Consider the following 13,237-nt stretch of genomic DNA (forward strand, 5'->3'; position numbering starts at 1 on the left):
TCAACGCAGAGAGACGGACGAGAAGACATGGCAGACACCAGCGGACCCCAGTACGTCGGCGCCGTCGACCAGGGCACCACCTCCAGCCGCTTCATGGTCTTCGACCACGGCGGCAACGAGATCGCCAAGTACCAGCTCGAGCACACCCAGATCATGCCCAAGCCCGGCTGGGTCGAGCACGACCCGATCGAGATCTGGGAGCGCACCAGTTCGGTCATCCAGTCCGGTCTGCGCCAGGCCAACCTGACCTACAAGGACCTCGCCGCCCTGGGCATCACCAACCAGCGCGAGACCGCCGTCGTCTGGAACAAGACCACCGGTCGCCCGTACTACAACGCGATCGTCTGGCAGGACACCCGCACCGACCGGATCGCCTCGGCCCTGGACCGCGACGAGCGCGGCCAGAAGATCCGCCAGAAGACCGGTCTGCCGCCCGCCACGTACTTCTCCGGCGGCAAGATCCAGTGGATCCTCGAGAACGTCGACGGGGTGCGCGAGGCCGCGGAGAAGGGTGACGCCATCTTCGGCAACACCGACTCCTGGCTGATCTGGAACCTCACCGGCGGCCCGCGCGGCGGCGCCCACGTCACCGACGTCACCAACGCCAGCCGCACGATGCTGATGGACCTCGAGACCCTCGACTGGGACGACGAGCTGCTCGCGATCTTCGGCATCCCCCGCCAGATGCTGCCCGAGATCAAGCCGTCCTCCTACACCGAGGGCTACGGCGAGACCCTGGAGACCGGCCCCCTGGGCGGCAAGGTCAAGCTGACCGGGATCCTCGGCGACCAGCAGGCCGCCATGGTCGGGCAGGTCTGCTTCGACCCCGGCATGGCCAAGAACACCTACGGCACCGGCAACTTCATGCTGCTGAACACCGGTGAGGAGCTCGTGCGCTCCAAGGCCGGGCTGCTGACCACGGTCTGCTACCAGTTCAACGACGACAAGCCGGTCTACGCCCTCGAGGGCTCGATCGCCGTCACCGGTTCGGCCATCCAGTGGCTGCGCGACCAGCTCGGCATCATCTCCGGTGCCGGGGAGTCGGAGTCGCTGGCCCGCCAGGTGGAGGACTCCGGCGGCTGCTACTTCGTGCCGGCCTTCTCCGGGTTGTTCGCGCCGTACTGGCGTTCCGACGCCCGCGGCGCCATCGTCGGGCTCTCGCGCTACAACACCAACGCGCACATCGCCCGGGCCGCGCTGGAGGCGATCTGCTACCAGAGCCGCGACGTCACCGAGGCCATGACCGCCGACTCCGGCGTCGAGGTCGAGGTGCTCAAGGTCGACGGCGGCATCACCGCCAACCAGCTCTGCATGCAGCTGCAGGCCGACATCCTCGGCGTCCCCGTCTCCAAGCCCGTCGTGGCCGAGACGACGGCGCTGGGCGCGGCCTACGCCGCCGGCCTGGCCGTCGGGTTCTGGAAGAACCTCGACGAGCTGCGCGAGAACTGGAACGAGGGCGCGCGCTGGGAGCCGACCTGGAACGAGGAGCAGCGCAAGGACGGTTACACCGGCTGGAAGAAGGCCGTGGAGCGCACGCTGAACTGGGTCGACGTCGACTGACCCACCCTGAACGCGTCGGGCGCGCGCGATGCGCGCCCGGCGCACACCATGGAGCAGGACCCGCACGAAGAGGTTGAGGAGCAGGACGTGGAGATCAAGGCACTGTCACCGCAGGCACGGGAAGACGCGCTGCGCGAGATGGCAGAAGGTGAACTCGACGTCCTCGTCATCGGTGGCGGCGTCGTCGGGACGGGAGCCGCGCTCGACGCGGTGACCCGCGGTCTGCGCACCGCGATGGTCGAGGCACGGGACTGGGCGTCGGGTACCTCGAGCCGGTCCTCGAAGCTGATCCACGGTGGCCTGCGCTACCTGGAGATGCTGGACTTCGCGCTGGTGCACGAGGCGCTGAGCGAGCGCGGTCTGCTGCGCAACAAGCTTGCCCCGCACCTGGTGAAGCCGGTGCCGTTCCTCTACCCGCTGTCCAAGCGCCTCGTGGAGCGCCCCTACATCGGCTCGGGCATCGCGCTCTACGACGGCATGGCGATCTCGGGGGGCAACAACAAGGGCTTCCCGCTGCACCGCCACCTCACGCGGCGCGGTGTCGCCAAGGAGGCCCCCGGTCTGCGCAAGGACGCCATGGTCGGCGCGATCCAGTACTACGACGGCCAGGTCGACGACGCCCGCCACACCATGATGATCGCCCGCACCGCGGCGACCTACGGGGCCATGATCGCCAACCGCACCCGGGTGAAGGAGTTCATCCGCGAGGGTGAGCGCGTCATCGGTGCGGTCCTCGTGGACCTCGAGACCGGGGCCGAGATCAAGGTCCGCTCCAAGCAGGTCATCAACGCGACGGGTGTCTGGACCGACGAGACGCAGGAACTGGTGAACGCCCGCGGGCAGTTCAAGGTCCGGGCGTCCAAGGGCATCCACCTCGTCGTCCCGCGCGACCGCATCCAGTCCAAGACCGGTGTGATCCTGCGGACCGAGAAGTCCGTCCTCTTCATCATCCCCTGGGGCCGGCACTGGATCATCGGGACGACCGACACCGACTGGACGATGGACAAGGCCCACCCGGCCGCGACCAGCGCCGACATCGACTACGTCCTCGAGCACGCCAACTCGGTGCTGAAGTCCCCGCTGACCCGCAAGGACGTCCAGGGCGTCTTCGCGGGCCTCCGTCCGCTGCTGTCGGGGGAGTCGGAGTCGACCTCCAAGCTCTCCCGCGAGCACGTCGTCGGCCACCCCGTCCCGGGTCTCGTCGTCGTCGCGGGCGGGAAGTACACGACCTACCGCGTCATGGCCAAGGACGCCGTGGACGTGGCCGTCGACGGTCTCGACGGGAAGATCCCGGTCTCCACGACCGAGAACGTCCCGCTGGTCGGGGCCGAGGGGTACCACGCGATGTGGAACCGTCGTCACGCCCTGGCGGCGCAGGCCGGCATCCACGTCGACCACGTCGAGCACCTGCTGAACCGCTACGGCTCGGCGATCGACGAGGTCCTCGCGCTCGTCGCGGCGGACCCGACGCTGGGTGAGGCCCTGCCGCACGCGGACGACTACCTGAAGGCCGAGGTCGTCTACGCGGTGACCCACGAGGGTGCCCGTCACCTCGACGACGTCCTCGCCCGCCGCACCCGGATCTCGATCGAGACCTACGACCGCGGCACCGAGACCGCGGAACTCGCGGCCGACCTGATGGCCGGGCCGCTGGGCTGGGACGACGAACGTCGTTCCACCGAGGTCAAGACCTACCAGCAGCGCGTGGCCGCCGAACGCGCCTCGCAGGAACAGCCGGACGACGCCTCCGCCGACGCCGTGCGGCTGCAGGCGCCGGAGATCGTCCCCGTCTGATCCGCTGAGCCCGCAGGCCCTCACCCCGACGGGGTGGGGGCCTGCGGCGTTCACCCTGCGCCGGGCGGGAGCGCGATCTAGGGTCACATCCGTGAGACCGTTCCTGCTGCTGGCCACCCGTGCCGACGACGCCGTCGCGGCGTCGGAGTACGAGGCGTTCCTGCGCTACGGGGAGTTCGGGCCGGGGGAGCTGCGGCGGGTCCGGTTGGAGCGCGACCCGCTGCCGGAACTGGACCTGGCGGAGTTCTCCGGGATCCTCCTCGGCGGCAGCCCGTTCTGCACGAGCGACCCGGAGGAGACGAAGTCCCCGGTCCAGCGGCGGGTGGAGCGCGAACTCTCCGGACTGATGGACCGGGTCATCGAGGAGGACGTGCCGTTCCTCGGCGCCTGCTACGGGGTGGGGACCCTGGGGGTGCACCAGGGTGGGACCGTCGACCACACCCACGGCGAACCCATCGGCACGGTCCCGGTGACGCTCACCGCGGCCGGCCGGGCCGACCCCCTCTTCGGTTCCCTGCCCTCGACGTTCGACGCCTTCGTCGGTCACAAGGAGGCGGTCCGGGACCTACCCCCGCACGCCGTCGTCCTGGCGTCCTCCCCGACGTGCCCCGTGCAGGCCTTCCGCGTCGGGGACCACCAGTACGCCACCCAGTTCCACCCCGAACTCGACGTCGAGGGCATCCTGGAGCGGGTCGCGGTCTACCGGCACGAGGGGTACTTCGACCCGGCGGAGTACGACGAGGTCGTCGCGCAGTTGCGCCGCTCCGAGGCCACGGCGGCGACGGCGCTGCTCCGGGGTTTCGTGCGGCGCTACCGGCGCGACGAGCGGGAGCTCAAGGCCACGTAGCAGGGCCGCAGGACGTCGGCGATCCCCGCGGCGCCGGGACCGAGGACGAGGTCGTCGAGGTCGTCGACCACGGTCCGGCCCGGGATCCGGCGTGCGACCCCCAGTTCGGGCAGTGGCCCGCTGCTGCGGTGGAACGTCGCGACGTGACGGGACAGGTCCTCCACGGGTTCGGAGGGTCCGGAGGCGGCAGTAGTGATGCGACGCACGAGGTCCCCGAGTTCCACCCCGCGCAGGGTCAGCGTCGTGGCGGGTTCGGCGTCGAGTCGTTCGGCCAGGGCGTAGACCACGGCCGCGGCGTGCTTGCAGGGTTCCCCGTCGTCGGGGCAGCTGCAGTCGTACTCGACCTCGGCGTCCTCGGGCAGGAGTTCGATCCCGATGCCGGACAGCAGGTCCACCAGTCCCGGCGGGACGTCACCCTCGAACAGCGGGGCCAGCAGCAACGGGTTCTCGACGACGGTCGCGACGACGGCCTCGACCTCGGAGGCCGACCACCGGCGGACGAGGATCTCGACCAGGTAGGGCCGGGGCCGGGACCCCTGCACCCGGGCGCCGACCGCCCCCGGTCGCGGGGTCAGTTCGACGACCTGCCCCGCCCGCGCGTACGTCCGGCCCCGGGCCAGCCTCCCGGCGTCACCGGTGCGTTCGAGCGCGGCGGTGAACCGCTGGGACCACCAGTTCTGCGCGATCCGGCCGCGCTGCGACCGCAGCTTCGGGCCCCCGCCCGCGCGCCGCCGGCCGTACTGCTCCCAGTCGGGCATCAGTCGCCCACCGCGTCGTCGCCGAGGCTGATGAGTTCGCGCAGGGCGTCCCCGTCGAGTTCGGTGATCCAGCCCTCCCCGCTGCCGACGACGGAGTCGGCCAGGTCCCGTTTCCGCGTGATGATGGCGTCCACCCGTTCCTCCACCGTTCCGACGCTGACGAGCTTGCGGACCTGGACCTGGCGGTGCTGCCCGATCCGGTAGGCCCGGTCGGTGGCCTGGTCCTCGACGGCGGGGTTCCACCAGCGGTCGACGTGCACGACGTGGTTGGCCGCCGTGAGGTTCAGCCCGGTGCCGCCCGCCTTGAGGGAGAGCAGCATGACCCCCGGTCCGTCGGACTCGGAGAACTCCGCGACCATCCGGTCGCGGCCCCGTCGCGAGACGCCGCCGTGCAGGAACGGCACGGGTTCCCCGGTGCGATCGGCGAGGTGCGGACCGAGCATGTGGCCGAACTCGGCGAACTGGGTGAAGCAGAGGACCTTCTCACCCTCGGACCGCGCCGACGTGACGATGTCGTCGAGGAGTTCCAGCTTCCCCGACCGGTGCCGCCCGCGGTGCAGAACCCCGGAGGAGTCGCCGAGGTAGTGCGCGGGGTGGTTGCAGATCTGCTTCAACCGGGTCAGCGTGGCGAGGATCAGGCCGCGACGGGACATCCCGCCCGGGTCGGAGTCCTTGTCCGCCAGCCGTTTCACGAGCTCGTCGACGACCCTGCGGTAGAGCGCCGCCTGCTCCGGGGTGAGGTTGGCCCGGACGGTCATCTCGATCTTCTCGGGCAGGTCGCCGGCGACGGTGGGGTCGGTCTTGACCCGGCGCAGCACGAAGGGTCGGGTGACGACGGCGAGGCGACGGGCGGGTTCCTCGTGGCCGAGCTTCTCGATGGGGACGGCGAAGGTGTCCCGGAAGCTCGCGGCGCTGCCCAGGAGTCCGGGGTTCGTCGCGTCGAGCACGGCCCGCAGGTCCTCCAGCCGGTTCTCCACGGGCGTCCCGGTCAGGGCGACCCGGTGCGCGGCCGGGATCGCCCGCACGGCGCGGGCCTGTCGGGTGTTGGCGTTCTTCACGTACTGGGCCTCGTCGAGGGCGACCCGGTGCCACGTCGCCGCGGCGAGGTCGGCCACGTCGCGGACCAGCAGCCCGTAGGTCGTGACGACCAGGTCGTGCTGCGCCGCGACCGCCGCGAACTCCGCGCCCCGGGGCCGTCCCGTCCCGTGCTGGACGTGCACCCGCAGCCCCGGCGCGAACCGGGACGCCTCCGCGGCCCAGTTCCCGACGACCGACATCGGGCAGACCAGCAGGGTCGGGCCCGGTTCGCGGGGTTTCTCGTGCAGCAGCAACGCGATCAACTGCAACGTCTTGCCGAGTCCCATGTCGTCGGCGAGGACGGCACCGAGGCCGAGGTCGGACATCGTCGCGAGCCAGGTCAGACCGCGGCGCTGGTAGGGCCGCAGGACGGCCTGCAGCCCCGGCGGGTCGGGCAGTTCCGGCAACCGCTGGGCGGCGTCACCCGACAGCACGTCCCCGAGGATCCCGCGCGCGTCGACCCCCGTGACCGGGGCCGGCAGGTCGCGGCCGGCGCCGACCATCGAGAGGACGTCCAGCACCGAGGCCTTGCCGTTGCCCCGGGTGCGGAGGAAGTTCGCGCTGCGCCGCAACGTGTCGAGGTCGACCTGGACCCACTCCCCGCGGAACTGGACCAGCGAGGCCTTGGAGGCGGCCAGGGCCAGGAGTTCGGCCTCGGTGATCGGGGAGTCGCCGAGGGCGACCTGCCACTGGAAGGCGATGAGGTCGTCCTTGCGCACCTGCGGATCGGTGATCATCCCGGGTTGGGTGGCGGAGGCGTTGAGGGACAGCGACAGCGCCTTCTTCGTCCAGTGCCGGGGGAGCTGCAGCGGGATCCCCGCGGCGGCGAGCTTCGGACCGCCGTTCTCGACGAGGTCGAGCAGTTCCTCGATCGAGAGTTCCACCCCGGCCTCGGCGGCCGCGTCCCCGCGTCGTGCCGTCCCGCCGAGGATGCGCCGCAACGGCGGGTGGACGGCACCGGCGCGGGCGGTCCCCGTGAGCATCAGCAGCAACGGGTCCTCGCCGTCGGGGGAACTCGCCCCCTCGGCCCGCGCCTGGTCCAGGGTGAGGGTCAGACTCGGGTCGTCCAAGGGGCGCAGCCGGGTCTGGATCCGCCAGTTCAGGTCCGCGACCTGGTCGGACTCGCGGGTGTCGAGCTTCCCGTCGGCCAGTTCCTCGGGAACGTCCTCCCACGGTTCGGGTTCCACGACGCGCAGGACGACGTCGTAACCGGCGTCGTCACCGCTGCGGTGCCACTCGCGGACCCGCCGTGACAGTGCCCGCAGGTTCCCGGCGTCCGGGACGGGTTCCCCCCGCTGCAGTGCCCCGATCCAGCCCTGCACGCTCGGGCCCTCCGGCACGTCGTGCAGCCGGACCCGCTCGGTGCGCTCGGCGGTGAGGACGTCGACGACGAGCGTGCAGACGTCGTCGAGGACCGCGGTGGCCGCCGGCGGTCCGTCGTGGCGTCCCGGTCCGGGCTCGGCGCGCAGCACCGGCGGGCAGGCTCCGGCGACGGCGGCGCGCCAGCGGTGGAACGCGCGGTCCGGGAAGGGGATCCAGCGGGCGGTGAACCGCTCACCGTCGCCGACGAGGTCGGGGACGACGTGCCCCGCGTCGACGGCCGCCCGGGCGCCCGCCGCGACGTGCGCGATCCAGCGCAACCCGTCGGAGACGGGCGGCTGCTGCGCGCTGACCTCGGCGAGGACCTCGACGGCCCGGGCCCCCGGGAGCTCCACGACGTCCACCTCCACCGGGGCGAGCCGCAGGTCCTCGCGCGCCCGCCCCGTGGAGGCGGCCGGACGCCCCGCCGGGGTGCACGGGAGCAGCAACGTCACCGTCCGGCCGGCCGGGCGGGAGAGGGCGTCGGCCAGCGCCGTGGCGCGGGGTGCGAGGGAGGCCAGGGCCGTCAGGTCGGCGGGCCGGGCGGTGCCGGGACGCCGGCGCGGCACCTCGACCCAGAGGACGAGCGTCTGCGCGCGGGTCCAGAGCCCGTGGACGACCAGCACCGGGGCAGCCTACGGGCACGACAGGTCCGCGACGCCTGGACGAGTTCCGGGGAAGTCACCCGTTCGGCCTAGTGGACGTGGCAGGGTGATGGCCACGGCCACCGCCGGGGGGAGTGGTCGCCTGTCGTCCGCACGTCTCTGGTTCCGGGGGGAATCCCATGTACCGCAAGGTCTTCGCCGCGCTCGCGGCCACGTTCGTCCTGCTCGTCGGGGTGGCGCCGGTGGCGTCCGCCGGCCCGCGGTCCGGTCTCACGCTGTCGGCCGTGGACGTCGGCGTCTACGGTCCCGCTACCAACCCGGTCTTCTTCGGCTGCCAGTCGATCCACCCGCCGTCCTCGGACTGCGGCTACGTCTACGTCACCGCGACGGTCTCCGGCTTCGACGCCTACGGCGGCCTCAGCGACGACCCGTCGAGCCAGAACCAGCTCGGCGGCTTCGGCGGTCCCGGTTCCTCGGCCCGCCTGACCGAGCGCTACACGTGCGGGACGAGCACGCGGGTCCGGTGGCTGAGCACCACCCTCGCCCCGTCCGGGATCTGGGGCGGCTACGGCGGCACCACGAACCGCTACACCCGGCAGGGCACGAACGCCGCCAGGCTGAACGCCGGCTTCCAGTTCCCGAACCCCCGCAGCACCTGCGACGACCTGAAGATCCGCGCCGCCTGGGTGAGCGACGTCCGCCTCGGCTTCGACGGGATCGACGGCGCCCCCGACCGGGTGTTCCGCCTGCGCGGGACGCACCGGGTTCCGCTGCCCGCCTGACCGACCGCCCCGGTGCGGGACCGGGGTCGGCGACACTGTGGGAGTGGACGAGAACCGCCGGGGACGACTCCGGGTCTTCCTCGGCGCGGCACCGGGCGTGGGCAAGACCTACGCCGCGCTCGACGAGGCGCACCGTCGTGCCGCGCGGGGGACGGACGTCGTCGTCGCCCTCGTCGAGAGCCACGGCCGCGAGCACACCGCGGCGGCGGTGCGCGGCCTGGAGGTCCTGCCCCGCCGGGCCGTCGTGCACCGCGGTGTCGAGTTCGCCGAACTCGACGTCGACGCCGTCCTGCGCCGCGACCCGCAGGTGGCGGTCGTGGACGAACTGGCCCACACGAACGCCCCCGGCTCGCGGAACCCCAAGCGGTGGCAGGACGTCCAGGAACTCCTCGCGGCGGGGATCGACGTCGTCTCCACCGTGAACATCCAGCACCTCGAGTCCCTCAACGACGTCGTGGAGAACATCACGGGGATCCAGCAGCGCGAGACCCTGCCCGACGCGGTCCTGCGCGCGGCGGAGCAGGTCCAGCTGGTCGACATGACCCCCGAGGCGTTGCAGCGCAGGCTCTCGCACGGCAACGTCTACGCCCCGGCCCGGGTCGACGCGGCGCTGTCGAACTACTTCCGCACGGGGAACCTCACCGCGCTGCGCGAGCTCGCGCTGCTGTGGCTGGCCGACCGGGTCGACGAGGGGCTGGAACGCTACCGGGCCCAGCAGGGGATCGAGGCGACGTGGTCCGCCCGGGAACGGGTCGTCGTGGCCCTCACGGGCGGGGCCGAGGGGGCGACGCTGGTGCGGCGGGCCGCACGGATCGCAGGCCGGGGCGCCGGTGGGGAACTGCACGCCGTCCACGTCGCGAGCGGTGACGGGCTCGTGCGGACCTCGCCGGCGCGCCTCGCCGACCAGCGGACCCTCGTCGAGAGCCTCGGCGGGACCTACCACCAGGTCGTCGGGGACGACGTCGCCGCGTCCCTGCTGGAGTTCGCCCGCGGCGTCAACGCGTCCCAGCTCGTCGTGGGGGCCAGTCGCCACCGGCCCATCGCCTCGCTGGTCCGCCGCGGAGTCGGGGACGCCGTCGTGCGCGGCTCGGGGGCGATCGACGTTCTCGTCGTGACCCACGAGGCGCAGGCCCGGCCGCTGCGGTTGCCCGGACGCCCCCGGGCGACACTGCCCGCGCCCCGGCGGGCGTGGGGGTGGGTGCTCGCCGTGGCCGGGCCCGCGGTGGTCACCGGGTTGCTGCTCGCCGTCCCCCCGCAGGACCTCGCGACGGACCTGCTGGGTTTCCTGGTCGTCGTGGTCGCCGCGGCCCTGGTCGGCGGGTTGCTGCCCGCGCTGGCCGCGGCCCTGCTGGGGAGCTTCGCGGTGAACTGGTTCTTCACCCCGCCCTACCACCAGCTCGCGATCGCCCAGCCCACGAACGCGGTGGCCCTCGTCGTCTTCCTGCTGGTCGCCGTCGCCGTGTCCAGCACGGTCGACACGGCCGCGCGCCGCACGCGGGACGCGACCCGCAGCCGGGCGGAGTCGGAGGCGTTGTCCGTGCTCACCCGCACCGCGCTGCTCGCGGCCGACCCGTTGACGCAGGCCCTGCGCCACACCCGGGAGACGTTCGCCGTCGACTCGGTGTCGCTGCTCGAACGCGAGGAACCGACGGCGCCCTGGCACCTCATCGCCTCCGAGGGGGACCCGGTCTGCCTGCGCCCCAGCGACTCCGACGCCGAGGTCGTCGTCGACGACCTGACGTGCCTGGCGTTGCGGGGGCGCTTGCTCTCCGCCGACGACCGCCGGGTGCTGGAGGGTTTCGCCACCCAGGTCGCGGCCGTCCGCCAACGTCAGCGGTTGCGGGCCGAGGCCGCCCAGGTGCGGCGCCTGGAGGAGGGGGACGCCGTCCGGGGGGCGTTGCTGACCGCGGTCTCGCACGACCTGCGGACCCCGCTGGCCACGTTGAAGGCGTCGCTGGACAGCCTGCGGGCCACCGACATCGACCTCTCGCAGGACCTGCGGGACGAGCTCCTCGCCGAGGTGGGGAACTCCGCGGACCGGTTGCAGGCGCTGATCGACGACCTGCTGGACCTGACCCGGGTCCGCAGCGGGGTCGTCGAGGCCCTGGTCGTGGACGTGGACCTCGAGGAGCTCGTGGGTGCGGCGCTGCGCGACGTCGAACCCGGCCGGGTCCGCCTCGACCTGCCCGCGGACCTGCCGCCGATCGCGACGGACCCCGGGCTGCTGCAGCGGGTCGTGGCGAACCTGGTGCAGAACGCGGTGCGTCACGGCGGGGGCGTGGTCGCCCTCGGCGCGGCCGTGGCCACCGAGGACGCCCGCAGCGTGGTGCGGTTGCTCGTGGTCGACCACGGTCCGGGGTTGCCGGGCGCGGCGAAGGAACGGGCGTTCACCCCGTTCCAGCGGCTGGGCGACCGCTCGGGAGCCGGCCTCGGTCTGGGACTCGCCGTGGCCCGGGGACTGACCGAGGCGGTCGGGGGCCGGTTGGAGGCGGTCGACACCCCCGGGGGTGGCCTGACGATGGTCCTCGACCTCCCCCTGGCAGGATCGCCGTCGTGAGCAGGGTGCTGGTGGTCGACGACGAACCGGGTCTGCGGCGGGCGTTGTCGATCAACCTGACCGCCCGCGGCTGGGACGTCACGGTCGCCGCCGACGGTGGGTCGGCGCTGGAGGCCGCCGCGAGCACCCACCCCGACGTGGTGCTGCTCGACCTCGGTCTGCCCGACCTCGACGGCCTCGAGGTCATCGCCGGGATCCGGGGCTGGAGCCGGGTCCCGATCATCGTCCTCACCGCGCGGACCGCGGCCGCGGACGCGGTGGACGCCCTCGACGCGGGGGCCGACGACTACGTGACGAAACCCTTCGCGATGGACGTGCTCCTGGCCCGGTTGCGCGCGGCGGTCCGGCGCGGAGAGGTGCCCGGTGGTGGTGGTGGTGCGGAGGAGGTGGTCGACGTCGACGACCTGCACATCGACCTGGCCCGGCGCACCGTGACCCGCGACGGTGCCCCGGTGAAGCTGACCCCGACCGAGTGGCACCTGCTGCAGGTCCTGGTCGGCAACGCCGGCCGGCTGGTCACCCAGACCCAGCTGCTGAAGGAGGTGTGGGGACCGGCCTACGGGCGCGAGACGAACTACCTGCGGGTCTACGTCGGGCAGTTGCGCCGCAAGCTGGAGAAGGTGCCCGGTTCGCCCGTCCACCTCATCACCGAACCGGGGATGGGCTACCGGTTCGAGGTCTGAACAGACTCACCGGTGCGCGTTCCGAACGAGCCCGCGGCCCCGAAGGCGACGAGCATCAGCACGGCGATGAGCCACAGCGCGGGGAGCAGGCCCGTCGACTGGGCGAGGAAACCGACCCCCGGAGGGCCGGCGAGGTTGGCGAAGTAGCCGATCGCGGCGACGACGCTGACCCGCGCCGCCGGGTTCGGACCGCTCTGGGCCGCGGCGGTCATGCCGAGCGGGAACCCCATCGACACCCCGACCGCCCACAGCAGCACGCCGACGAGGACGACGACCGGGTTGTCGACCAGGATGAACAGCACGACACCGACGACGCCGAGCGCGATGGTCGCGCGGGTGGTGGCGACCCGGCCGAACCGGTCGACGAGCGGGCCGCCCGCGATGCGGGTCAGCATCTCGGAGACGGCGAAGACGGTGAAGAACAACGCGGCCAGCGCGGGGTCGAGGCCGTGCCCGTCCTCCGCGGCGAGCGTCAGCCAGTTGTTCGCCGACCCCTCGCCGAGTTCCGCACCCAGCATGACGACGCCGATCATCAGCAGACGCACGTCCGTCCAGCCCCGCAGCCAGGCGCGGAGGCGTTGCGACGCAGGTCCTTGCGGTGCCTCCTGCCCGGCGCGGACGCCGTCGGGGAGGTTGCGGGCGACGAAGACCGCGGCGGCGGCGATCAGGACGGCCTCGCCGAGGAACTGCTTCGACGGGGAGACGTCGAGCGCGGCGCAGGCGGCCCCGATCCCGGAACCGACCGCCGCCCCACCGGACCAGGCGGCGTGCATCAGCGGCATGAGGGTGCGCCCGGCGGCCTCCTCGGCCGCCGCTCCGTCGATGTTGATCATCACGTCGAGCGAACCGATGCAGAACCCGGCCACGACGAAACCCACGCCGACGACGGGGACCGAGGGCAGGGCCGCGCCGAAGCCGATGAGGGCGATGCTCGCCGCCACGAGGACGATGACCGCGGGGATCGCCCGGCGGGCCCCGAACCGGGTGATCACCGGTGCGGCGCAGAGCAGACCGGCGACCGAGCCGACCGTGACCCCGGCGAGCAGGACCCCCAGTCCGCCGGTGTCGAGCTGCAGGTCGGCCTTCAGGGCGGGCAGTCGTGGTCCCCAGGTGGAGAGGGCGATGCCGCCGAGGCCGAAGGAGACGGTGATGGCGTTGCGCCACCGGGAGATCGAGCTGGGCATCGCGTCCTGAACCTCGTTGTGATCGTGGTGG

General features: G+C 72.7%; 9 protein-coding genes. 6 read left to right on the forward strand and 3 right to left on the reverse strand.

The window, feature by feature from the left end; translation table 11 throughout:
* The first annotated feature begins 27 nt into the window (after positions 1 to 27).
* From glpK to SJY07_RS19505, 3 genes are all read left to right on the forward strand, one after another.
* Entirely contained in the window at positions 28 to 1,560 is a 1,533-nt protein-coding gene (glpK, locus tag SJY07_RS19495) for a glycerol kinase GlpK (protein WP_380161264.1), read from the forward strand.
* A gap of 87 nt (positions 1,561 to 1,647) precedes the next feature.
* Positions 1,648 to 3,354: a glycerol-3-phosphate dehydrogenase/oxidase gene (locus SJY07_RS19500; protein WP_328292560.1), complete on the forward strand. Its 1,707-nt coding sequence runs from the start codon at positions 1,648 to 1,650 to the stop codon at positions 3,352 to 3,354.
* 91 nt (positions 3,355 to 3,445) lie between these two features.
* A complete protein-coding gene (locus tag SJY07_RS19505) occupies positions 3,446 to 4,201 on the forward strand; it encodes a glutamine amidotransferase (RefSeq protein WP_328292559.1) in 756 nt (251 codons plus the stop codon).
* On the opposite strand, the gene SJY07_RS19510 is transcribed toward SJY07_RS19505, so the two are convergent.
* The gene (locus SJY07_RS19510) at positions 4,165 to 4,959 is read right to left on the reverse strand and encodes an SWIM zinc finger family protein (protein WP_380161265.1); all 795 of its coding nucleotides are present in this window, start codon (positions 4,957 to 4,959) and stop codon (positions 4,165 to 4,167) included. The genes SJY07_RS19505 and SJY07_RS19510 overlap by 37 nt on opposite strands.
* On the reverse strand, positions 4,959 to 8,021 hold the full coding sequence (locus tag SJY07_RS19515) for a DEAD/DEAH box helicase (RefSeq protein WP_380161266.1): 3,063 nt from the start codon (positions 8,019 to 8,021) through the stop codon (positions 4,959 to 4,961). The genes SJY07_RS19510 and SJY07_RS19515 overlap by 1 nt, the downstream gene beginning before the upstream one ends.
* 158 nt (positions 8,022 to 8,179) lie before the next feature.
* On the opposite strand from SJY07_RS19515, the gene SJY07_RS19520 reads away from it, so the two are divergent.
* Genes SJY07_RS19520 through SJY07_RS19530 form a run of 3 tightly spaced genes read left to right on the forward strand, consistent with a single transcriptional unit; the run spans position 8,180 to position 12,022 of the window.
* Positions 8,180 to 8,782 carry a hypothetical protein gene (locus tag SJY07_RS19520; RefSeq protein WP_328292556.1) on the forward strand — a complete coding sequence of 201 codons (603 nt, stop codon included), beginning with the start codon at positions 8,180 to 8,182 and terminating at the stop codon, positions 8,780 to 8,782.
* A 43-nt stretch (positions 8,783 to 8,825) separates the two neighbouring features.
* Positions 8,826 to 11,339: a DUF4118 domain-containing protein gene (locus SJY07_RS19525; RefSeq protein ID WP_380161267.1), complete on the forward strand. Its 2,514-nt coding sequence runs from the start codon at positions 8,826 to 8,828 to the stop codon at positions 11,337 to 11,339.
* On the forward strand, positions 11,336 to 12,022 hold the full coding sequence (locus SJY07_RS19530) for a response regulator (RefSeq protein ID WP_380161268.1): 687 nt from the start codon (positions 11,336 to 11,338) through the stop codon (positions 12,020 to 12,022). The genes SJY07_RS19525 and SJY07_RS19530 overlap by 4 nt, the downstream gene beginning before the upstream one ends.
* On the opposite strand, the gene SJY07_RS19535 is transcribed toward SJY07_RS19530, so the two are convergent.
* Entirely contained in the window at positions 12,004 to 13,206 is a 1,203-nt protein-coding gene (locus SJY07_RS19535) for an MFS transporter (RefSeq protein WP_380161269.1), read from the reverse strand. The two genes, SJY07_RS19530 and SJY07_RS19535, sit on opposite strands and share 19 nt — an antisense overlap.
* Between the last annotated feature and the right edge of the window lie 31 nt (positions 13,207 to 13,237).

The sequence above is a fragment of the Kineococcus sp. R86509 genome (assembly GCF_042466365.1).
Lineage (GTDB): Bacteria > Actinomycetota > Actinomycetes > Actinomycetales > Kineococcaceae > Kineococcus.